Source organism: Pontibacillus marinus BH030004 = DSM 16465 (assembly GCF_000425225.1).
Taxonomy (GTDB): domain Bacteria; phylum Bacillota; class Bacilli; order Bacillales; family BH030062; genus Pontibacillus; species Pontibacillus marinus.
Map to the genome: position 1 here is coordinate 1 of NZ_AULJ01000061.1, position 22,589 is coordinate 22,589.

Sequence of the window (22,589 nt, forward strand, 5' to 3'; positions counted from 1 at the left end):
TAACGGGTGCAATAGTGGAACAAGGAGTTGTCGATGCGGTAGTTCCTATTGTGTTAAAGAAGCATGATAATTGAATAAAGGCTGGAAGATCTAAACTCGAAAGTGGGGGGTTATGTGAAAGGCAATTTATTATTAATAGTTGTACTGGCTACTTGTTTTTTAACATCTTGTAATAATACGGATCAAGTAGATCAAGATGGTGGTCCCCGTTATACAGAAGAAATTTTAGACATTGATTCGTCTGATAACAAAATACTTGTTAAAGGCAACAGTGAATGCGGAGACTTTTGGTTTAACATAACAAACGAAACATCCTTAACAGAGACTTCAGGCGAAGCAATCACATTTGAAGACCTTGAAGAAGGAGATGTTGTTGACCTTTGGTTTACAGGAGATTTCTCATTGAATTGTTCTCAAGGGGAATTCGTTCAAAAAGAAGAATATACATTAGTCTTTTTAGAAGTTAAGAAATGATAATACGAATCTTGTTCAACTAAAGGGCGCTATAGATAAAGATGAAAAGGGGAATATGCAGCTTTATCAATTTATTTCATTACTTAACATTTTTAGCTGTTCTCATAATATTTTCGGATCTTTTCAAACATACTCCTTGTTACAAATAGAGGGAGTAATGACACTGCTATTATAACTAACCAGGTGTATAAGAGGTTTATTTTAAATAATCCTAAAAACAAATTCACTATTGCGGTACCGAATGAGAAAACGACAATTCCTATTTTCAAAAAATTATCGTATGTAAAAGGTTCCTTTAATATTTTTTGCAGATAAAACAATCCGAAAATAATAAGAGGAATTGAATAAAATAAAACTAAAATCATTGTTAAACTGCCTACCTTAAAGTAATAAGTCTTGTTTCATTATTTGAGAGTATATCATATGGTAGGTTGAAATATTTATTACTTAATAAATTACCAAAAATTAGATGGATGGAATAAAGTTAAAGTAACTTAATAAGGGTAGAAGATATTTAAAGATTATCTCGAATTCAAGTATTCCGCTTTAGGGCGCTTTTCTGGAATAAGAAAAGCCCCTTTTTTTTGTCTTGCTTGTATAATGAAGGGGAGATAATAACTGGATATTTGTGTTAAAATTTGAATTAGATTGTGAAGAAGTGATCTTAAACTAACGTGGCAGTTTAGTGCAACAAGGACTATTGTATATTTATGGTAAAACAAAGAGAGAGGTGATGGGTAATCAATGAAAAAGTTTTTACTGTTAATGTTCCTTTTTTTAATTCTATCGGCTTGTTCCCAAAGTGAAGAAGATAAAATACAAAAATACTTAGATGATAAAACTTCCTATGATATTTCAACTGTTTTTAAGGATGGCGTACTTAATATTGAAGTTCCAATGATAGACCAAGCTGGAACATGGAATAAAGATGGACAAATGGATGTAAATAGAGAGACAATAATATTATTGGAAGCTGTAAAGCGTTATCCACGAGAAGACTTGGATTTAATTAAAGAGGCAAATATCCAATTTATGACAAGAGAAACAAATAAAGTTGTTGCAAAAATACATGCTAAAAGCGAAACGTTCATGGAGACGAATTGGTCAGATGTAGATAACCCAGAAGTTTCTCAAATTGTCGATGAATACAATTTTAATGGTCAAATGAAATAAAGTTATTAAACAAACGGGTGCAATAGCTGAACAAGGAACTGTCAAATGTGGCAGTTAATATTGACAGATGCAAGAAGAAATTATGTTTACGAAAAACTGCACAAAGGTTTAACATATTGAGGAGCATATTTTCCAAAATAAAAGACGTCCTATGAAGGACGTCTTTGCGTATTGCGGCGAGAGACAGCACTCCACATTTGTGCCTTGCCATAAAGGCGCGTCAATCTCGTCTTATGCAATTCAGCTCATCGCGAGACTAGTATAGCATAATGCAACTATTATATCTAATAGAAAATTTTCCTTATAGTATTAACGGGTGCAATAGTGTAACAAGGAGTTGTCGATGCGGAAGCTCCTATTGTGTTAACAGGAGCAGTAATGTGGAAAAAGAAATACGGTTTTAAAAAAAATTAGTAGATGGGATTGAAACCTTAAAAAAGCTTTTCCGTCTAACTAATAAAGAGTGTTTATACAGGGGGCTATTCTTTTGCATAAGATTTCTGCATTGATTTTAATTTCAATCATTCTAATTATTTCGGGATGTGAACAAAACCAAGCTAAGCCAGAAGACGATAAAGTAAAAGATGAAGATATTCAAGTGCAATTCGATGGAATTATTGACGGAGCAAATGTTAAATACGATGAAGAAGCGAAGGCACTATGGACATTAAATTCATTTAAGTGGGAGGGTGACAATCTTACCTTCAATGCTGATTTCCAGTCAGAAACGGATAATACAGCAGAATTAAAGTTTATTGGCTCAGTTGTATTTTTACGATTAGAAGGTCTTTATCCTTATAAATCAACAGGAAATGAAGGAGTACCAGGGATAGAACTTAAACCTTTTACAGATGTTATTCCAATTATATGTGAGGAAGCAAAAAAAGGGGAATGTTCTTTTCAATTTGATGTAAATTTGGAACAAATACCTCGTCAGACTAAAAGGCAATATTTAGATGATTTATCTTTAAGAATGGGTTGGGTGCAAATTTTTGAAGATGAAGAAAAACAAATAAAATATTACCAATGGTCACAGGCTAATAATAGAAATGTAATACCAGAAGTGGTTGGTTTTAAGGAAGTACACGAAAAAATCTCAGGTGAATTCTTATCTTATAAACCACTAAAAGAAAGCGAGACTACTGATTTAAGTGATTTAAATAATTTTGATTATATTGAATGGATTGAGGAAAACATTCTTAGATAAACCACCGACAATCAGAGTTTTTTGTTAATTCTCAAGGTTCTTGTTCCACTAACGGGTGCTTTAGTTGAACAAGACAATCTAAAAAAGAGAACGCTTGGGTTATTTTTACCCAAGCGTTTTTTTTACTATTTATACTGTTATTTGTGGTGCTAAAAGTAGTGTGTTTTAGTATGTCATTTCATTTGCTATTTTAGATTTTCTCCACAGTATCGGAACTACTTAACAATTTGTCAGGTTTCTTTTAGTTCTTCAATTACTTCTGTCAAATCTCCATGGATTACATAATCAAACATATAATCCTTTGAAGTAGCTTCACGGTTGATTATAGCAGTCGGGATATTGCGACTGTATTTAGCGTAATCAGGTAAAAAGTTAAAGGGCATTACAAACAAGGATGTGCCAAGAACTAGAAGCAAGTCAGCTTGGTCAATCATGGCTTCAGCTCTGTCATGTTCGGTAATTGGATCCCCGAATAATACAATATCGGGCTTTAAAACATCCCCGCAAGGAGTGCTTCCAAACAGTGTTGTACAACGAGGCGTTTCATGCGCCATCATAAATTCATGATCATACGTTGTGTTACATGTTGGACATGAAGCGGTTTTGAGTGTGCCATGGTACTCAATAGTTCTTTGGTTACCTGCTTCTAAGTGCAGACCATCTACATTTTGTGTAATCACAGATACTTCTTTTCCTTCATCTTCAAGCTCTTTAAGAAAATAGTGGACCGCATTCGGTTGATAATTACCAAGAAGTTTCATTTGGAAAATGGATTTATATTTTGCCCAGAACTCAATCGGGTTGTGACGGAAATACTCATTTGACATATAATCTTCTCTAGATCGATCCTGCTCCCATATACCGTCAGCTGAACGGAAGTCTGGAATTCCACTTGCTGTACTAACACCAGCGCCTGTCAGAACAGCGATGTGGTTAGCCTTTTGTATCTGTTCAGATAATTGTTGAATAGACATGATATCACCTCAGTCCTTCTATTATACAAATGAAGGTTCACAGACAAAAGGGAAGGATTTTGTGAAAATTATCGTTTGTTTAGACCTTTGTTTTGTACATGAGTAGTCACATCCATACGCATTGGATTACTGAAACGGCGTATCATTTGGTCAGTCCAAGTATCTTTTCTTGTGTTGTTACTTCTGTTTTCATAGTATGCCCTAATCTTGTCATCGAATTGATCTAAAGCATGATGTTGTTCCTTATTATACTCATTTTCAAAATAAATGCCTTTCCGTGGGATGCGAGGTTTTTGTTCAGGTTTACTTTTTGGGTATCCAACAACCATCCCAAACAACGGGATAACATGTGGAGGTAGATTTAATAGTTCGTCCACACGTTGAATATTATTCCGGATACTACCGATGTAACACATGCCTAGCCCCATTGATTCTGCTGCGATAGCACCATTTTGAGCGGCTAAAGTAGCATCGATTGTGGAAACAAGCAAGTGCTCTGTGTTTTCAATGTTCTGGATCATATCTTGTTTTTGTTGATCTGTTGCCTTAACTTGATGACGATACATGTCTGCACAAAAAACAAATAAATGACCGTTATTTTGTACATAATCTTGTCCTGTAATCTCAGCTATATCTGCTTTTTTCTTTTCATCTGTTACCCCCATAATGGTATAAGCTTGCATATAACTAGAGGTAGATGCCATCTGAGCTGCATCTACGATGGTATGGATTTGTTCTTGTGTTAAACGATCTTCTGTAAATGATCGAATAGAGCGGTGTTGTAGTAATGTTTCAATAGTTTGATTCACGATTTACATCTCCTTAGTCATCGATTGTTAGAGCTATCGTTTTCTTTTCTTGATCTTCTGGTTTTAATGAATACCAATTCTTAAGAGCTTCCAATGAAGAATTATCAAGCTTTGGAATAGATACTTCAATGGATTCGTCTGTTTTCCAAGTTGCATCCAATATAGGCCACACAAAATTTAAATCAATCTGACCCTCACTTTGTAGGAGTGATAAAGTCTCGAGATTATCGAGATCAATCATGTTCACTTTTTCTCTAGTAATGGTATCTCCTTCATTGACCAAGAAGGTTAATAATAGTTTTTCCTGATCAGGGGATATGGACGCTGTTTTGAATAGAGATAAGTCTGAAACCAATCTTGTTTGAACTTCATTTTTGGTTTCTTTTATTAATATATTAGAGCAAAGTTTTGCCTCACAAGCATAACGCAATATATACAGAGAGGTTTCTTCTAAAGGCGTTTCAATTTCGTTTATTCTCATTCTTGCCATTGCTAAATCCGGATCTGGTGATGTCTGAACGTACTTATGAATAAGTGGGAGATCTTTAACGTTAAAGCGCTTCTCATTACCTTCTAAGAATAGGATTATTTCCTTTGGTTTCGGGGGTTCTTTTTCAGTTACTGTAACGTCTTTGGATTCCGCTGCGTCTGCCGATTGATTTATGGATGGACTACTTTTTTCTGTTGAACATCCTATAAGAACCATACATATAAAACAACTAAATATAAATCGTTTCATTCATTACTCACTCCTACCTTGTCCATGAAAGATTTTTCTTAACTCGTCACGTTGAGGGACGGATAAGTCATCATAGTCTTGCAATAATGGTGCCCGATTATAGGGCACCTCTTTGTGTGCGATAGAATATTTACCTTCCTTCGAAATCGATAATATTGCATACCTAGCAAGGGGCTTGTCATTACACCCGAGAGAACCAGGGTTTATGTAATGTTGTCCTTTAATATGAAAATCGTGCTTGGGATGATGATGACCAAATGCAATAATATCTTGATCATTTTGCGAAAATAAGGTTGCCATATTTTGAGAAGTGGGTTCCATTATTCTTTTATATGGATCTTTTTCAATAGGTGAGGATTCCATGCCTTGTTTATATGCATAATGTGTACATAATAAGCGGATGTCATTTATGTCCTCAGTAATTTGACGAGGGCTCTTTTTTAAATACTGAGCTTGATCATCTGATAACTGTTGTGCTACCCATTCATGGTGTGGCTTAGCATGTTTATGACTGTCTGGATAGGGTTCATTAAAGTAGAGAGATAAAACGGCTTCATCATGGTTACCGGTTATGATGGAGATGTTAGGCATATTCATTATTGTATGTAAAACCTCATTGCTATGAGGGCCAATAGCAATGAGGTCACCTAAACACATGATTTTATCGATCTTTTGGTATTGAAGGTCTTCTAAAACAGCTTGTAAAGCATGTTTATTTCCATGTATATCTGCTAACAAAGCATATTTCATTATGAATTTGATTCCCCTTCATTTTGGTTGTTCTTAACGTATTTTTGAAAATGAATACGGTGAATAATGCGAATTAATGGTCGGATAAGTAACTGTGCGCTACCTAATACGAATAACCAAACACCAGCTGTTTTGGTAGATTCCCAGAAGAAACATATACTTCCGATTAGAAACCATAGTCCTATTAACACATCATTTAAATTATAGAGGATGGTGTATATTTGTTTAAAAAAGACTTCATATTTTCCTAGATGAATATCCATTACTTGAGCTTTATCATTTTTCTTCATTATATGTCCCTCCTATCATAACATGTTTTCCCAAATCACCTGTTTTCTAAATTCAAAATTTTAATAAAAATATTGTCAGATTGTGGTTCAGAAATCTTTACAATAGTTGACAAAATTAGGGTTTAAAAACAAGCTTTTAGATGGTATAGTTGTGAAAAGTAACTCCAATTATGTTATTATTATATAAAATCCCCGAGATAAACTCGCAAATGCATTATTTCATGAAAATGCCTTCCATTCTTTAGGTATGCCACGCCTGAAACTCAATCATGAACTGCAGAATCCCTTAACCTATGACACTAAATGTTTTTGTAGAATATTAAAACGCAGCAAAAATTGCACCAATTGTATTAGCCTAAATCATGAAGGAGCTGTTATGTTCTAGCAACGCTTGTCCATGTAAATGAACGAATTGCTTAGCTTGTTAAGAAAAGGTGGATGTTCAATGGGGGAATTGATCAATTTTGAAAAACGACGAGCGAAAAAAGAGTTAAAAGACAGTGCGGGTAACAAAGGCATTGTTTATGAGATATACTTGGCAGTAGTAAAATATGTGAATGAACATTTACAAGAAGAATATGAAAAGCCAATTGAAAACTTAAATACAAAGACACATTTAAGGTTGGTTTATCAAGGTGATCATGAACGATTCCAATCAACACTTAATGAATTACTAGAATATTGGGAAATTCCACAGGATTATATAACTAATATACCTGATGGAGAAGAGTTTGAAGTATTTCAAACGGTAGGAGACCTTTGCACATTTATAGACAAATGTGTTAGAAAACAACAGATGTAGGATAGGGGAAGGAAGCGAATTTTCTGTCCGTTATAAGTTATTAAAAAAGGGCTGTCACTTATGATGTGACACCCTTTTTTTCTTATGGATATTATATAGAAAAAGTACTTAATCTGTTCTTAAAGAAATAGCAATTTATTATACTACCCGTGAAAATTTCCTGGTAAATCTTATTTAAAAATGTTTTTTTCCGGCTGAATACCCTTCAAAAAGAAGCCCGCCATGAGGTTCTAAGACATTTTCAACAAGTGTTAGTAATTCATCTTTTTCTCCCGTTCTATAATACTGGTCAAAAGCTCTTGTATATTTCTTCGCAAACTCTTCATCATAGCTTCTTAAGGCCCGAATTACCCATTTTCCATGACCAATCCATTGTTGGTTTGTGCGCAGATAGAATTCATGTAATTGATCTGCCAACAAGTTAACTGTGAAAATAGCTTCTGCACGATTAGTCGCACCTTTAAGATCTTCTAAGGCATCTGTAATGCCATACCGCATAAGGTCAATTTGATTTTGATCCCATTGTTCTGGACCTTTTGAAATAAGTTCCGCTGCTTCTTCTTTTAAAGGGTGGATATGCTCAGATCCTTTGATTGGTATGCCTTCTGTCATCATACGTGGAAGAGAAGGTCTTGCTCTTTTTAAGTCTTTCTCAACAAAGTGATTGTAAGAGTTTTTATTATGAACAAATGCTTCTACAGGCCAATTCAAAGAATAGAAGGATTCTCTATATCCGTTATCGATGGAAAAATCAAAAACCACAAGGTCTAAATCAGACGTTTTCGTACCTTCTCCTCGGACAATGCTTCCAGCAAGAAGAGCAGCATCACAATTCGGATAGTGTTCATCGACGATTTTTTTAGCGTCCAAAAAGGCTTGATCTCTCATTCCATATTCCTCCTATTATTCGTATTCTTTTCATATTAAACAATTTAGCCAAAACTATAAAGAAAAAACCACTATTTCTCTTAGTTAAGGAAAAACAGTGGTGGATAGCAGGATAGGGAGAGTTTATATCGAATATGTAAGAACGGAGTAAGAAGGAGGACAACAATGGTTAAAGGAACAATTGAAGTTGAATATTTATCTAAAACGTTCAAAAAAGGAAATGTACAGGCAGTAAAAGATGTAAGCTTTTCTGTTCAAGAAGGAGAATTCTTTGCTTTTCTTGGACCGAATGGAGCAGGCAAATCAACAACCGTTCAAATTTTAACGACACTTATCAACGCATCTTCAGGAAAAGCTCTAGTAGCAGAAAATGATGTCATTCGTAATCCTAAAGAAGTACGTAAACATATCGGTGTTGCTTTACAAGAAACAGGAATTGATCCTGGTTTAACTGGTAGAGAGATGCTGCACTTACAATGCCGTATATTTGGATATAAACAGAAAGAAGCAACGAAAAGAACGAATGAGTTACTTGAAGTTGTTCAACTAACAGAAGCCGCGGATCGTATATGTGGGAACTATTCAGGTGGTATGCGTCGTAGGTTAGACCTTGCTCTTACGCTAGTGAATAAACCTAAGGTATTGTTTCTTGATGAGCCTACTACTGGGCTTGATCCTTCTAACCGTAAGAGTATTTGGGAGTATCTCGAACGTTTAAATAAAGAAGAAGGCACAACCATTTTTCTTACGACACAATATTTAGAAGAAGCAGACTTTCTAGCTGATCGTATCTCCATAATTGATGGTGGGGAAATTGTAGCAAGTGGAACACCCCAGGAATTAAAGGCTCAAATAGGAAATGATCTTATTACATTGTCGTTTGCTATTCATGAAGAAGCCAAGCATGCTAAGGCGATGCTTCATGATCAATTAGGAGAGATTGATATAGTTGAGCGAGGTTCTGACTTAATCTTGTACGTACAAAATGGGACGAAACGATTAATGGAACTAGTGCGCGTATTAGATCAGGAACAAGTAGAAGTGCAAAGTATTAATGTTGATTCTCCTACGCTAGATGATATCTTCTTGAAAATAACGGGAGAGGGTATCGGAGCAGAAGAGAAAGGGGAGGTTCAACATGGGTAATGGAATATTGAAAGACACATGGATTTTATCTAAAAGAAGTGTAGTAACAACGCTTCGGAGTCCATTTACGTTTATTCCTAATCTGCTCATATCCATGTTTTTCTTATTGGTGTATGAGAGTGGGTTGAGTGGCATATCGAAATTAGAAGCGTTTGGTGGTGCTAATTACTTAGCGTTTATCTTACCAGTATCTGTTGTTTCAGCTGCTATTGGTGGTGCTGGTGGAGCAGGACAAGGAATTGTAAAAGATATAGAGAATGGTTTTTTCTCACGGTTATTATTAACTCCTGCTTCAAGGCTCTCTATTGTACTTGGTCCAATTATTGCCGGGATGCTTCAGCTTTTAGTTCAGACAACTCTTATATTAATTGTAGCGTTTTTAATGGGGTTAAAAGTAGAAACTGGCTTTGCTGGAGTATTGGTTGTTTTATTGATTGCGATTGGGTGGGGACTTGCATTCGCTGGATATTCTGCAGGCGTAGCTCTCAAAACCAAAAATGCTCAGGCAGCTCAAGCGGGGACCTTAATCTTTTTCCCGTTAATCTTTTTAAGTACCACTTTTGTTCCTTACGAACTAATTGAAGCACAGTGGTTAAAAGTAGCGGCAACGATCAATCCAACAACGTATATTTTTGATAGTATGCGCACGGTGTTAATTGATGGTTGGGTTTGGTCTGATATAGGGAAAGGTTTCCTTGCAATCGTCATCGTATGTACGATTACCATCACCTTCGCTGCCGTTTCAGCTAAAAAGGCTGTTAGTCGAGGGTAATTGAAAACTTCATAATTACATAGAGAGTAGTTCAGTTTTAGAGAGCAAAAATGTTTTGTTCATAAATTGAACTGCTTTTTTTATGAAGTATTATGTTGGTGTTATTTCTTTAAATGGCAGGAATGTTGAATAAGCTAGTGCGGGGTGGTTCCGTTGCAATTGTGGAGTTCGGTGGGCTGTGGAACGGGTTGCTTTCCTCGGAAGACCGATCGAGCTTCCTCGTCACTTCGTTCCTGCGGGATCTCGCTCGCCCTTTCTACCGGAGGAGTCAACCCGTTCCACAGCCCACCTTTGCCGAATGGTGATGAACGGAACCGCAGCGATCGCATAATGTGTGCTATAGATTAATATCCAATAAATTCCTTATAGATGATATAATAAAAACTGAAACAATAGCCCCTTTTTTATCATAGGATATTGAAAAGGAAAATGGGGTGAAGGCATGAGATGGACGGATTTTTTGGATGTAATGGTGCTGTTATGTTTACTTGGTGCTGTTATACTTCATGCCCAACATTATATAAGTGATTTTTTAATTACCATAATCGCTGCACCATGCATGTTTTATATTATGATCCTAAGCGACATCTTACGAAGGCGGTCTCGGTAATTTATTGGATAGGAGGAGGGTACAATGAAACGTATAACACACGTATTTCCTTGGCTAACACCGATTCGAATTTTTCAAAAGAGAAAACTAAGACACATCCAATCTCTATTTAGTCATAAGAAATTCTCAGTAAATAAGAAAGCCTCCAAAGACTATCCTTACACCAATAAGAAACATCAATCTTTGCTACGACGAAAGCTTGGTGACTCAGATCCAAAGCTTCAGGAAAATAAAATCACGAATTTAAAAATAGCATCAAATGCAATCGATGGGACTGTCATTCAACCCGGGGAGACCTTTTCTTTTTGGAAGCTTGTCGGCAAGACTTCCAGAAAGAAAGGGTACATAGAAGGCATGCTTTTATCAAATGGACAGGTTATCAAAGGAGTTGGGGGTGGGATTTGTCAGTTAGCCAATCTCTTATATTGGATGGCGCTTCACACTCCTCTTCAAGTAGTGGAACGACACCACCATAGTTTCGATCCATTTCCTGATGAAGGACGTGTATTGCCTTTTGGAAGTGGGGCAGGAGTTTTCTATAACTATGTAGATTTACAGTTTTTCAATCCCACTCAACAATCTTTTCACATAAAACTTTTGCTCACAGATAATCATTTAAAAGGATGTATATCGAGTGATTACTATTGGCCTTACTCCTATCATGTTTTAGAAGAAAACCACTATTTCTTTGAGAAAAAAGGTATCATTTATAGAACGAACGATATTTATCGAGAGGTCATCGATAAAACGACAGGAAATATCATAGAAAAAGAGTTTATTATGCACAATGTATCTGAAGTAAAGTATAAAGTTAAAGAATCAAAGGTATTCAAAATAGACTCGTGAAGATTAGAAAAATTTGCTATACTTTACACAATGATGAAAGGAGCGTGGTGTTTATGAGTAGTGTTGAGAACCGAAAGACCTCATTATTTAACCAAACGATTCAGGAGGGGTTGATCCTGTAAATCAATTACCCTCCTACCCATTCAAGGAGGAAATGATTTGTACAGTTTAGATCAATTAGGTTACGACTCATATTTTCAAGATCAAAATCAAAGTGAAACCCATCTTATTGGTAGGGTTTCAACGTTAGCAAATGGCATTTATAAAGTTCTTTCTGCTGATGGTGAATATCCGTGTCAGGTATCCGGTAGATTCTATCATCGAGCCATTGAAGCTAGGGATTTTCCATGTGTAGGTGACTGGGTATTATTTGAACGAATGCCTGGAGAGAATAAAGGAATTATCCATGGAGTGCTTGAGCGTAAAAGTTTACTTTCCCGTCGTGCTCCAGGGGAAAAGCAAGAGGAACAATTAATGGCAGCAAATATTGATACCGTGTTTCTTGTAAATGCTTTAAATCAGGATTTTAATATTCGTAGAATGGAACGTTATCTGATGCAAGTCTATGAAAGTGGTGCTTCACCTGTCTTTGTTTTAACCAAAAAAGATTTATGTGATGACGTAGAAGAAAAAATCGAAGCAGTTGAAGAAATCGCTTTTGGCGTTCCAGTTCATGCGGTTGATGCCCTTCACCGAGATGGGATCGAGGTTTTACAGCCCTACATGCAACAAGGACGGACTGTTTCTCTTATTGGTTCATCAGGGGTTGGGAAATCAACATTAATGAATCAATTGATAGGTGACCAGGTACAAAAAACACAGGATATACGGTCGGGGGATGACAAGGGTCGTCATACGACAACACATCGAGAACTCTTTCTTGTGCCGGATGGGGGAGTTGTGATTGATACTCCTGGGATGAGAGAACTTCAGTTGTGGTCAGGGGATGATGCTGTTGACCAAACCTTTCAAGATGTAGAGGCTTTGGCTACTCAATGTAAATTTCGGGACTGTGCCCACGATCAAGAACCTGGATGTGCCATTAAACAAGCTATTCAAAATGGAGATTTAACAGAAGAACGATATAAAAGTTATCTAAAACTGCAACGGGAAACCAAGTTCTTAGACTTAAAAGAAAAGTATGGCTCTCATCGTGCTGCTCGGATACAAGTTAAAGAGATCCATAAAGGAACCTGGTGATTTTGTAAGGGGGGAGTATAAGACATGGGGGCGATTGCTTTTTTGGGAGTCCTTTATCAAATTGCACATCTTGTATTAATTATCGTGGTGATCGTTACGTTTTTTAAAATGGCGAGAAACATAGAAGATTTAGTATCTGAAGTGAAGCAATCCAATCAACATCTGTATGAAATACGAAAACAATTCAAATCTGAAAAGGATTAACCATAAGGTGTCAAAAGATCTTGTCTCTCAATGAGGCAGGGTCTTTTTTATATTTCATAATGCTTCGTACACATTCGGGAATATTAAAAGTTACTGGTTTGAAACCTTCATGTGAAGGGTACATTTAAAAATGGTTGACATACTTATGGGGGTATATTATTATACGTACCAGGGTATTAAAAAGAACTTTTTAAAACATGAAGGAGGATATAAACATGAAAGTAGCTATTATCGCATCAAACGGAGGCGCGTTTGACGCTTATAAAGTACTAAACATTGCAACAGCTGCAGCAGCATCTGATGCAGAAGTTGAAGTATTCTTCACATTTGAAGGACTGAACATGATCCATAAGGAAGGACACAAGAATTTACCACTCCCTGAAGGGAAAGAACATTATCAAGAAGGTTTTGACCAAGCGAATGTTCCATCCATCCCAGAGCTTGTAGAAACAGCAAATGACCTTGGAGTTAAATTTATTGCTTGCCAAATGACGATGGATGTTATGAATCTTAAAAAAGAAGACTTTGTTGAAGGAACGGAAGTAGGCGGTGCAGCTACTTACCTTGGATTTGCGAAAGACGCTGATGTCTCCCTAACATTCTAATGTTTAAGAGTAAACGATCCTTGGTAAAAGGGTTATAGGTGATCCTCATAAAGAGGTCCCTTTTAGAAAGGAGATCATTTATGTCTGAAGATAAAGTGTTCAATTATGAAAAAGCAGAAAAACTTTTAGATCCTAAACGACAAGAAACTGTTCCAGTTGAAGAGGTATTTAAGTTGCTGCAATTGGAAGGGAAAGAAAAAGTAGCTGACTTAGGTGCAGGTAATGGATATCTAACTATACCAATTGCTAAAGAAACTTCAGACCGGGTTACAGCGATCGATCTACAATTTGAAATGCTCGAGCTCTTAGAAGCCAGAGCAGTTGATGAAAAACTAACAAATATTGATCGTTTGCAAAGCAGTTTAGAGTCATTGAATTTGCCTGATGGAGCTTATGAGCGAGCAGTCGCTGCCTTTGTACTGCATGAGGTACCTGACTTGCATCAATCATTATTAGAAACACACCGAATCCTCACTGAAGACGGTAGTTTACTCATTCTTGATTGGGAAAGAGTTGAAGCTGATCAAGGCCCGCCATTAAATCATCGCATTTCAGCTAACCATATGGCTGAGCAAGCTGCGAAAGCAGGGTTCGATGTAGAGGTAGGGCACTTGAACGAAGAAGTTTACTATATACGTGCAACGAAATAATAGGTGGGGTTAAAAATACCCCCCTTCCCCCTTGACGAATTTAAATTTTTTGTTAACATATACCCATAGGGGTTAAGGTAAAAATATTTCAAGGGAATGTTGCAAATGGAAAGCCTCATTACAATTGCATTAATTTTAGTAGCTGTTTTTCTACTCGTTCGAACTATTCGCCCTCCAAAGGGTGTTAATCAAGTGACTACAGAACAGCTAGATCAAGATCTAAAACAAAATAAAAACAAAAAGCAATGGATTGATGTAAGAACTCCTGGTGAGTTTCAATCTCGCCATATTAAAGGGTTTAAAAATTATCCTTTACAAAAACTAAAGCAAGATTTAAGTGAATTGGATCAAAATAAGGAAGTAGTCGTTATTTGCCAGAGTGGTGCAAGAAGCCTTGCAGCCGCTCGCACATTAAAGAAGAACGGTTTTGAAGTAACAAATGTGCAAGGTGGCATGAATGCTTGGAAAAAATAGAAGGAGGAATTTTTCATGAAAACAATGACAGCAGAAGAAGTTCGTAAAAAGCTAGAAGAAGAAGGTAAAAACTTAAACTTAGTTGATGTACGTGAAGATGAAGAAGTAGCAGAAGGAAAAATTCCTGGAGCTAAACACATTCCTCTAGGATCTATTGAAGATCGTAAAGATGAACTTGATCAAGATAAAGAATATATTATGGTTTGCCGTTCTGGTGGCCGTAGTGGAAAAGCAACACAATTCCTAGAAGAGCATGGCTACAATGTAATCAACATGGAAGGCGGCATGCTTAGTTGGGAAGGTAAAAAAGAGTAACTGACTGATAGGGAGGAATCACGATGAAAGCAAATGAAACGCTTGATGCAAAAGGCTTAGCTTGTCCTATGCCTATAGTTAAAACGAAAAAAGCAATTACGGGTTTAGAAGCAGGAAATGTCCTGGAGATTCTTGCAACTGATCAGGGATCTAAAGCTGATATTCAAGCTTGGGCTGAAAATGCTGGTCATCAGTATTTAGGTACTGTAGAAGAAGGAGAAGTCCTAAAGCATTATCTTCGCAAGGGTAAAGATGATGAGGATCAAGAAGAAAAGAAACATGATCAGACCATTTCAAATGAAGAATTACAAAATAAACTTTCTGAAGATGTAACGGTTCTAGACGTAAGAGAACCTGCAGAGTATGCATTTGGTCACATCCCAGGTGCGATCAATATTCCACTTGGTGAACTTGATGAACGTTTATCCGAATTAAATCAAGACCAGGAAGTTTATGTCGTTTGCCGTACAGGTAGCAGAAGTGATCTAGCTTCTCAAAAGCTAGCTAAGCAGGGACACAATGCTTATAACGTTATTCCTGGAATGAAAGAGTGGAGCGGAGAGACGAAACAAGAACAGTAAACAATAGGGGGTAATTGGATTATGATTAAACCAATGACAGCAGCGCAAGTAGCGAAAAGAGTCATGAATCAAGAAGAGCTTTTCATACTTGATGTGCGTAACGAAAGTGAATATAAAGATTGGAAAATCGAAGGTAATTCGATTCACGTTATTAATAAGCCGTACTTTGACCTATTAGATGGAGTTGAAGAAATTGTTGAAGAGCTCCCAAATGAAGACGTACTAGTTGTTTGTGCAAAAGAAGGTTCTTCTAAAATGGTAGCAGACATGCTTGATGAAGCGGGAATTAAAGAGGTTTCCTACCTTGAAGGTGGAATGAAGGCTTGGAGTGAATACCTTGAGCCAGTTAAAGTTGGGGATCTTTCGGATGGCGGAGAGCTTTATCAGTTCGTACGTCTAGGTAAAGGTTGCCTGTCTTACCTTGTGGAAAGTCAAGGTGAAGCAATGATTATTGACTCAAACCGTATGATTCAACCGTACCTTGATTTTGCTGAAGATAAATCCCTAACAATCAAACATGTTGCAGATACGCACCTTCACGCAGACCACATCTCAGGCGGTCGTAAAATTGCTGAGGAAACAGATGCTTCATACTGGCTTCCTCCAAAAGACGCTACTGAAGTAGAGTTTGATTACAATGGTCTTGAAGATGGTACTGAAATCGAAGTAGGTAATACGAAAATTAAAGTGCAAGCCATCTATTCACCAGGTCACACAATTGGTTCAACTTCTTTCATTATTGATGATCAATACCTTCTAACAGGTGATATTCTATTTGTTGAATCAATCGGACGCCCTGACCTTGCTGGTAAAGCTGAGGACTGGGTTGGTGATCTAAGAAACACACTTTACAGCCGTTATAAAGAACTTTCAAACGATCTTCTTGTACTGCCAGCTCACTTTAGCAAAATGAGTGAGATGGCTGATTCAGGAGTCGTAGCGAAAAAACTTGGAGATCTTTACAAAGATAACTCTGGTTTAAATGTGGATGATGAGCAAGAGTTCCGTAAGATGGTTACGGAAAACCTACCACCACAGCCAAATAGTTACGAAGAAATTCGTCAGGTGAACATGGGTAAAATCAACCCAGAAGATGAAAAGCAACGCGAAATGGAAATCGGTCCTAACCGTTGCGCAGTTAACTAATTTATAAAAGGGAGAGATGAACAATGAACGCAGCAAAAGTATTAGACGCAAAAGGCCTAGCATGCCCAATGCCAATTGTGAAAACAAAGAAAGCAATAGGAGAAATCGAAAGCGGAGAAATCCTAGAAGTTCAAGCAACTGACGCAGGTGCAAAAGCAGACCTAACAGCATGGACTGAATCAACTGGTCATGAGCTTCTAGATTCTTCTGAAGCAGATGGCGTGTACACGTTCTTTATTAAAAAAGGTTAATAAATATGAAGAAAAGCCTCTTCTCTGAGAAGGGGCTTTTTATTATGGGGAGTTCCTCACAGAATTGGGAGGGCTCCGCATGTAAGCCAGATACAACCCATCAGTCGCATAATCTGCTATAATGTATATACTTTTGTCTGAGGGGGAGAGAGTGACCTATGCAAATATCCAAACAGTGGAATGAAGAAGACAGTGCCTATATCAAGAAGAAAGTCATCGAACATAACATGAAAATGCTTGAAGATGAAGCGAAATCACCACTTGATCAGGTGAGTTTTATGCTGAGGGATGATGATGGTCAATTACTCGGGGGAATTACAGGGGAAGCATTTTGGTATCACATGCATATTGACTTTCTGTGGGTAGATGAATCTTTAAGGGGCCAAGGTTACGGAAAACAATTGCTTCACCAATTAGAAGCATATGCAAAAGAGAAAAACTATTACTTAATCATACTGGACTCATTCAGCTTCCAAGCACCTCAGTTTTACAAGAACAATGGCTATGAAGAATTTGGGAAGGTTGAAGATCACCCCAGAGGACACAGTCGTTCCTATCTCATGAAAAGAATATAAGCAATTTAAAAACCCGCTATCCTCATTCTAGGATAACGGGTTTGTCATTTTTACAAACTCACTGGTGCTGGCTGCTCTTTTTCTACAGACTTACGCTCATCAAAGTCATTACTTAATTTTGGCAAAATCAAATAATAAAGGATACCAACTAGAGCTAAAACTGCTCCGCAAAAGTAAAACAGAGAGGAAATAGAAAAATATTTCGGAAAGCCAATTGAAATAATTCCTAATGTAGCTGTATGAGAAATCATCATGACTGGCGTAATCCAACTTTCTACACGGCCCATCATTTTACGATCTACAATAGAAGGTAGCCAACCTCCAATAGCGATGTTCGCTAAAGGAATCGTTAAAGCTACAAAAGCAGTTAAAATTAAAAACCATGTAACTGTCGGCACTAAACCACTAGCAACTAAGAAAATACCGGCTATACCTAACCCCAATGATAGACAAGTATAAAGCTTTAATTTTTTAGCCACTATGGAGGCAAGGATACTACCTGTGATCATAAACACTCCGAAAATAATTCCAAGTACGACAGCCCATTGTTCATAGTCATCAGGAGTCAATTTGTACTTTAAGACATACAGCGGCATAACAGATAATCCGCCGTTTACGATACCTAGAATGAAAAAACCAGCAATGAGTGCCATCAAAAGTTTATGATTTAGAATGTACAGTAATCCATCTTTGAATTCTTTAAAGATAAATGAGAAATTTAAATCCTTGATACGATGGGATCCATTTGGAAGACGAGCTTCTTCATGAATCGTACATGACATAATTAAGATTGCAGATATCAAAAATGTAACAGCGTCTCCAATAATCGCTCCATGAACTCCTAATGCCCAATACGCTCCAAGCCCTAATGCTGTAGCAAAAAGGTTGAAAACCCCGGCAACCATTTGATTTAAACCAGCTGCAGTAGAATACTCCTCTTCATCTAAAATACCTTGAACTAAGCTCATTTCAGCTGGAGCAAAGAACTTAGCTACAGCACTACGTAAAAATAATACAAGGAATACAAAAGGCATAAATTCTGTCATAATAGCACCGATCAATACAATGGATAAGCCTGCACAGATAAAGTCACTATAATAGGCAACCTTTTGACGATCCATTCGATCAGCAACTACACCTGTTAAAAAGAAAACCAGCAATGTTGGAGCTGAATACATCATCTCTGTGAACGTTGCATAAAATGGTTGACTAGAGAAGCGGTCCAGTAAGTAGAATGTGAAAGCTGTCATTCCAACAATAGTACCGAGTCTGGATGTAATAGCAGCGAGAAACACCTTTGTAAAGTTCATTTTTTTAAAAACTGCAAATGTATCTTTCATTTGTATCTGTCCTCTCCAACAATTTGATATTCTTATTTTAATCTAAAAATCAAATGAAGCCACCTAGCCGCGGGTTGAATCTTACTCAGTCTAGAGGCGGATGGAGGAAAGTGCATAAAAAAAGCAGCCTAAAACTTTAGACTGCTTACTCTTCAGGGTTATGTGTATCTTCTTTTTGTCCTTCTTTTTTTCCGCCTTCGTGTGGGAACAGCTCCTCAGACGCTTCAACGCGTAACTTTTGTGGAACAAGCGTTTGCCGTCTTTTATCATAAACATGTGAACCTAGTTGAAGAACTTGGTTTTCCATATAAATGTGGAAGAACGTTTCAAAGGCTACAATGAAGCCTGTTGCAGCTACAGCTGGTGTGAAGGTCTGGGTTGGTATCCCATTTATGACATAACCAAAAGTATAAAGAATGCCAAAAGATAAAACGAGGTCTGCAATTGAAGTGACAATAAGACCAAACCTTTTTAAAATAAAGAGATCCCCAACAATATAAGTAACTCCCAATAACACAACACTAATGAGCATTATATTGAGCAGTGAAGCGTACGTAATAATCCCATAAATAGGGAAAATAGCAACGATGAGAATGACCCATTTTATTCCTAATGCTTTTATGTGTTTCAGTTTCAACACCTCCACACTTATTTTTTTCTTCTTCTTTTGGATTATTCACGGTAATTGTTTTAATCAATTTCGGATCTACACCCAAATCAAACGTAAATTATGTTATGATTTACATAAATTTGGAATATCCCTTTATTATTGCGCTAAATTATCTGAATTTTTTATAAATTCTTTCTAGAAGGTTAATAAATCAGCAAACAGGGTATAGCAAAAAAGGAGAGGTGATAGAGATGGCAATTCGTCAGTTAGAGGAAATTCGAATTCCTTCAAAAAATCTAGAAGAAACAAAATCATGGTATGAAAATCATTTTCAAATCTCAGCGAATCAATTTCAACCAAATGAAGTAAAATTTTCATTCTCTAAAGGGGCTAAATTAGTATTTTATAAAAGTGAAGAAGAACATGCTTATCCATTTAGTCCGATCAACTTGAATGTTTATGATCCACAGAATTTACATAGAGACTTGTTTCTAAAAGGGTGTAAGCTTACAGATATTACTGACTTTTATGATATGTTATCTTACGAAGTTACGGACCCTAATGAACTACAAATTGGAATTGTAGGTTGGGAAGGTGGGCTTGAGGCTGCATCATTTATGCATTTAGGGGGATACTTCTTACCTGTACAAAATTTAGAAAGGGCCTATCAATGGTACAAGGACCATCTTGGAGCTATTGAATTAAACAGCTTCACATTTCCAACACCGATGTACGGTGAGCTAAGAGCCATTACTTTAGATCATTTGCAGATTACGCTTGTGGAGATTCCCACAGATCTGTTTACACAAATGAATCATCCATTCACATTAGGCTCTAATAATATTCAAGAGGATTATCAAACATTAAAAGATGCAGGTATCGCAGTTGAAGAGTTTGAAAATGGAGAGTCTTTCCATTTTATTGATGGAGAAGGGCATAAGGTACGCGTTCAATTAGTTTAACATGAATGAAACAACCTAATCGTACAAAACCTAGTTTCACATGTGTCCAGAGGAGGCCCTATCTACATGAATGCTAAAGCTTTTGTGTTTGATGCTTATGGAACATTGTTTGATGTTCACACAGTCATGGATAAGCTAAATGACTTATTTCCTGATAAAGGAGAAGCCATCAGTCAGCAATGGAGAAGTAGGCAAGTTCATTACTTTTTTATCAGACAGCTAATTGATGGTTACCAACCCTTTGATGATATAACAAGATGGGCGTTAGTCGATGCGTTAAAGATTAATAAGGTGAATTACTCCTTTGATCAAATTGAAGCCATAATGGAAGCTTATTCTCACTTAAAACCATATGATGAAGTAAATCATGTACTTACCGATTTGAATCGTAATCAAAATGAACTTGTGATCTTTTCCAATGGTACGATGGAAATGCTTGAACCATTATTGGAAAACAACAGTATGGAAGGCGAAATAGGTTTATTAAGTGCTGATCAAATTCAAGTGTATAAACCAGACCCAAGAGCTTATCAATTTGCCTCGGATCAAATTGGTTTAGAACCAGAAGATGTTCTTTTTATGTCCAGTAACCCATGGGATATAACGGGTGCGAAAAGCTTTGGTTTTCAGACTGCCTGGATCAATCGTGGGAAAAGTATATGGCCTGAAATTGGTTTAGAACCTGACCATGAGTTTGAAGATCTAAGTGGAATTTTAAAATGGAAATAAAGTAGACCTTCTTTCGTTCAGTTTACTTTTTATTGGTAAATGATAAACTGAACGAAAGGAGGTTTTCTAATGTCTTTTCTTGTAAATGGACTATGGGCTCTTGTCTTGTTCGTGACTTTTACTTACTTTGTCATTAAGGATGTAAGAAAAAAGAAAAAGAAGAATGGACACGTACAACCACCCTTTGATCCAGAGGTAGAAAAAGAGAAGAATCGTCACGTTCCACCAATTCCAATGGATGGGGGATCAACATAATTACCTTTTCTTAACACTTATCTGTAAGTGTTTTTCTTTTTGTTTCATTTGAAGTTTAAGGTGATTCTGGTAGTGTTACTATAATAAGTATATCTTTTTGAAAGAATGGTTAAGAAAGGGGGAAGGTTATGATCCGATCACTTGCGTTAACAAAAGATAATCAATTACATAAAGATTTACCTTTGGAACGGCTGCTGGAAGATTCCATTGAATGGTTTTGGGTAGATTTTGCAGAACCAACACCTAGTGAAACCGAGAAGTTAGATACTGTGTTTAACTTTCACCCTTTGGCGATTGAAGATTGTATTCATACGCTACAAAGGCCGAAGCTCGACTATTTTGATGATTACACATTTTTTGTGATCCATGCATTAAATTCTAAAACATTAGGAAAAGAAGAGATCGATATGTTCAATGGAGATGGTTACCTTGTTACATATCATAAACATACATCTCCTGAGATTGAGCAAGTCTGGAATCGGTTAAAACGTATGAAATCACCTTCTAAATGGGAAGAGTATCAAATTTTACATCAGATTTTAGATAAAGTGGTTGATAACTATTTCCCAATTGTTTATGCGATTGAAGACCATATCAATGATATAGAGGATAATACAAAACAATTATCAATGGAGCGCTTATTGGAGCAATTATTTGATACACGTGCTGATCTGTTAACATTACGTCAAACCGTTCATCCAATGCGTGATCTATTATATCGAATGTTAAGCTCTCATCATTTGGATGGTGTTCAAACTCGAAAAGAGTACTTTTCTGATATCCATGATCATCTATTGAAGGTTGCGGAGCTAATTGAATCAAATCGAGAAATGACTCAGGATATACGGGATAGTTATATGTCGTTAAACTCGCATGAAACCAATCGTACCATGCAGATTTTAACAGTAATCTCTACAATTTTCATGCCGCTAACGTTTATTGTTGGTGTGTATGGAATGAACTTTAAGTACATGCCTGAATTGGATGCAAGATACGGCTACTTTATCGTTTTGGGATTTATGATTACCGTAGCCATTTTAATGTTTGTATGGTTTAAACGAAAAGGATGGTTTGACTAACAAAAGGCTTAGAGTATTATACTCTGAGCCTTTTTTAATACTAATCATGATTCCACATTAGCCCCCTTATCTTGAAGACTTGGATTCGAGATAAGTTGAGTATGGTTCCGTTACTTTAGTGGAGAGCGGCGGG

At 36.7% G+C, this 22,589-nt stretch carries 29 protein-coding genes; 21 read left to right on the forward strand and 8 right to left on the reverse strand.

What is annotated here, in order from left to right; genetic code table 11:
- Positions 1–114: 114 nt before the first annotated feature.
- The 3 genes from H514_RS0113160 to H514_RS0113175 all read left to right on the forward strand — a co-directional run bounded on the left by H514_RS0113160 (position 115) and on the right by H514_RS0113175 (position 2,854).
- Positions 115–474 carry a hypothetical protein gene (locus H514_RS0113160; protein ID WP_027445099.1) on the forward strand — a complete coding sequence of 120 codons (360 nt, stop codon included), beginning with the start codon at positions 115–117 and terminating at the stop codon, positions 472–474.
- Between the two features lie 744 nt (positions 475–1,218).
- A complete protein-coding gene (locus tag H514_RS0113170; protein ID WP_027447379.1) occupies positions 1,219–1,647 on the forward strand; it encodes a hypothetical protein in 429 nt (142 codons plus the stop codon).
- A 487-nt stretch (positions 1,648–2,134) separates the two neighbouring features.
- Positions 2,135–2,854, forward strand: a complete 720-nt coding sequence (locus H514_RS0113175) for a hypothetical protein (protein ID WP_027447380.1) — start codon at positions 2,135–2,137, stop codon at positions 2,852–2,854.
- Between the two features lie 230 nt (positions 2,855–3,084).
- Here the strand turns inward: H514_RS0113175 and H514_RS0113180 are convergent, their stop codons facing one another.
- From H514_RS0113180 to H514_RS0113200, 5 genes are all read right to left on the reverse strand, one after another.
- The gene (locus H514_RS0113180; protein WP_036843102.1) at positions 3,085–3,828 is read right to left on the reverse strand and encodes an NAD-dependent protein deacylase; all 744 of its coding nucleotides are present in this window, start codon (positions 3,826–3,828) and stop codon (positions 3,085–3,087) included.
- A gap of 68 nt (positions 3,829–3,896) precedes the next feature.
- On the reverse strand, positions 3,897–4,637 hold the full coding sequence (gene nfsA, locus H514_RS0113185) for an oxygen-insensitive NADPH nitroreductase (protein ID WP_027447382.1): 741 nt from the start codon (positions 4,635–4,637) through the stop codon (positions 3,897–3,899).
- A 13-nt stretch (positions 4,638–4,650) separates the two neighbouring features.
- Complete coding sequence (locus tag H514_RS0113190; protein ID WP_027447383.1) at positions 4,651–5,376, reverse strand: hypothetical protein; 726 nt, start codon at positions 5,374–5,376, stop codon at positions 4,651–4,653.
- A gap of 3 nt (positions 5,377–5,379) precedes the next feature.
- A complete protein-coding gene (locus H514_RS0113195) occupies positions 5,380–6,126 on the reverse strand; it encodes a metallophosphoesterase family protein (protein WP_027447384.1) in 747 nt (248 codons plus the stop codon).
- Entirely contained in the window at positions 6,126–6,416 is a 291-nt protein-coding gene (locus H514_RS0113200) for a YrhK family protein (protein WP_027447385.1), read from the reverse strand. Before H514_RS0113200 ends, H514_RS0113195 begins: the two co-directional genes overlap by 1 nt.
- Before the next feature lie 445 nt (positions 6,417–6,861).
- Between H514_RS0113200 and H514_RS0113205 the strand changes: the two genes are divergently transcribed.
- On the forward strand, positions 6,862–7,218 hold the full coding sequence (locus H514_RS0113205; protein WP_027447386.1) for a hypothetical protein: 357 nt from the start codon (positions 6,862–6,864) through the stop codon (positions 7,216–7,218).
- A 174-nt stretch (positions 7,219–7,392) separates the two neighbouring features.
- Here H514_RS0113205 and H514_RS0113210 read toward each other — a convergent pair whose 3' ends face one another.
- Positions 7,393–8,106: a nucleotidyltransferase domain-containing protein gene (locus tag H514_RS0113210; protein ID WP_027447387.1), complete on the reverse strand. Its 714-nt coding sequence runs from the start codon at positions 8,104–8,106 to the stop codon at positions 7,393–7,395.
- Positions 8,107–8,271: 165 nt separating this feature from the next.
- On the opposite strand from H514_RS0113210, the gene H514_RS0113215 reads away from it, so the two are divergent.
- The 13 genes from H514_RS0113215 (at position 8,272) to H514_RS0113275 (ending at position 17,481) form a co-directional block, all read left to right on the forward strand.
- Positions 8,272–9,252, forward strand: a complete 981-nt coding sequence (locus H514_RS0113215) for a daunorubicin resistance protein DrrA family ABC transporter ATP-binding protein (protein ID WP_027447388.1) — start codon at positions 8,272–8,274, stop codon at positions 9,250–9,252.
- Positions 9,245–10,024 carry an ABC transporter permease gene (locus H514_RS0113220; RefSeq protein WP_027447389.1) on the forward strand — a complete coding sequence of 260 codons (780 nt, stop codon included), beginning with the start codon at positions 9,245–9,247 and terminating at the stop codon, positions 10,022–10,024. Before H514_RS0113215 ends, H514_RS0113220 begins: the two co-directional genes overlap by 8 nt.
- 634 nt (positions 10,025–10,658) lie before the next feature.
- Entirely contained in the window at positions 10,659–11,480 is an 822-nt protein-coding gene (locus H514_RS0113225; protein WP_027447390.1) for a VanW family protein, read from the forward strand.
- Between the two features lie 159 nt (positions 11,481–11,639).
- Positions 11,640–12,680 (forward strand): ribosome small subunit-dependent GTPase A, encoded by a 1,041-nt coding sequence (rsgA, locus tag H514_RS0113230; protein WP_036843103.1) that lies wholly within the window; start codon positions 11,640–11,642, stop codon positions 12,678–12,680.
- Positions 12,681–12,704: 24 nt separating this feature from the next.
- On the forward strand, positions 12,705–12,884 hold the full coding sequence (locus H514_RS0113235) for a hypothetical protein (RefSeq protein WP_027447392.1): 180 nt from the start codon (positions 12,705–12,707) through the stop codon (positions 12,882–12,884).
- Between the two features lie 215 nt (positions 12,885–13,099).
- Positions 13,100–13,489 (forward strand): DsrE/DsrF/DrsH-like family protein, encoded by a 390-nt coding sequence (locus H514_RS0113240; RefSeq protein ID WP_027447393.1) that lies wholly within the window; start codon positions 13,100–13,102, stop codon positions 13,487–13,489.
- Positions 13,490–13,569: 80 nt separating this feature from the next.
- Complete coding sequence (locus H514_RS0113245; RefSeq protein WP_027447394.1) at positions 13,570–14,139, forward strand: class I SAM-dependent methyltransferase; 570 nt, start codon at positions 13,570–13,572, stop codon at positions 14,137–14,139.
- A gap of 105 nt (positions 14,140–14,244) precedes the next feature.
- A complete protein-coding gene (locus H514_RS0113250; RefSeq protein ID WP_027447395.1) occupies positions 14,245–14,613 on the forward strand; it encodes a rhodanese-like domain-containing protein in 369 nt (122 codons plus the stop codon).
- Positions 14,614–14,628: 15 nt separating this feature from the next.
- The gene (locus tag H514_RS0113255; protein ID WP_027447396.1) at positions 14,629–14,928 is read left to right on the forward strand and encodes a rhodanese-like domain-containing protein; all 300 of its coding nucleotides are present in this window, start codon (positions 14,629–14,631) and stop codon (positions 14,926–14,928) included.
- 23 nt (positions 14,929–14,951) lie between these two features.
- Complete coding sequence (locus H514_RS0113260; RefSeq protein WP_036843105.1) at positions 14,952–15,509, forward strand: sulfurtransferase TusA family protein; 558 nt, start codon at positions 14,952–14,954, stop codon at positions 15,507–15,509.
- Positions 15,510–15,527: 18 nt separating this feature from the next.
- Positions 15,528–16,655 (forward strand): MBL fold metallo-hydrolase, encoded by a 1,128-nt coding sequence (locus tag H514_RS0113265; RefSeq protein ID WP_027447398.1) that lies wholly within the window; start codon positions 15,528–15,530, stop codon positions 16,653–16,655.
- Positions 16,656–16,678: 23 nt separating this feature from the next.
- On the forward strand, positions 16,679–16,906 hold the full coding sequence (locus H514_RS0113270; protein WP_027447399.1) for a sulfurtransferase TusA family protein: 228 nt from the start codon (positions 16,679–16,681) through the stop codon (positions 16,904–16,906).
- Between the two features lie 158 nt (positions 16,907–17,064).
- The gene (locus tag H514_RS0113275; protein WP_027447400.1) at positions 17,065–17,481 is read left to right on the forward strand and encodes a GNAT family N-acetyltransferase; all 417 of its coding nucleotides are present in this window, start codon (positions 17,065–17,067) and stop codon (positions 17,479–17,481) included.
- A gap of 50 nt (positions 17,482–17,531) precedes the next feature.
- Here the strand turns inward: H514_RS0113275 and H514_RS0113280 are convergent, their stop codons facing one another.
- Positions 17,532–18,821: an MFS transporter gene (locus H514_RS0113280; RefSeq protein ID WP_027447401.1), complete on the reverse strand. Its 1,290-nt coding sequence runs from the start codon at positions 18,819–18,821 to the stop codon at positions 17,532–17,534.
- Positions 18,822–18,966: 145 nt separating this feature from the next.
- Complete coding sequence (locus H514_RS0113285; protein WP_027447402.1) at positions 18,967–19,458, reverse strand: DUF2512 family protein; 492 nt, start codon at positions 19,456–19,458, stop codon at positions 18,967–18,969.
- 224 nt (positions 19,459–19,682) lie between these two features.
- On the opposite strand from H514_RS0113285, the gene H514_RS0113290 reads away from it, so the two are divergent.
- From H514_RS0113290 to corA, 4 genes are all read left to right on the forward strand, one after another.
- On the forward strand, positions 19,683–20,393 hold the full coding sequence (locus H514_RS0113290; RefSeq protein WP_027447403.1) for a VOC family protein: 711 nt from the start codon (positions 19,683–19,685) through the stop codon (positions 20,391–20,393).
- A gap of 66 nt (positions 20,394–20,459) precedes the next feature.
- Entirely contained in the window at positions 20,460–21,122 is a 663-nt protein-coding gene (locus H514_RS0113295; protein ID WP_027447404.1) for a haloacid dehalogenase type II, read from the forward strand.
- A gap of 69 nt (positions 21,123–21,191) precedes the next feature.
- A complete protein-coding gene (locus H514_RS0113300) occupies positions 21,192–21,377 on the forward strand; it encodes a hypothetical protein (RefSeq protein WP_027447405.1) in 186 nt (61 codons plus the stop codon).
- 128 nt (positions 21,378–21,505) lie between these two features.
- Complete coding sequence (corA, locus tag H514_RS0113305; RefSeq protein WP_027447406.1) at positions 21,506–22,456, forward strand: magnesium/cobalt transporter CorA; 951 nt, start codon at positions 21,506–21,508, stop codon at positions 22,454–22,456.
- Positions 22,457–22,589 lie beyond the last annotated feature (133 nt).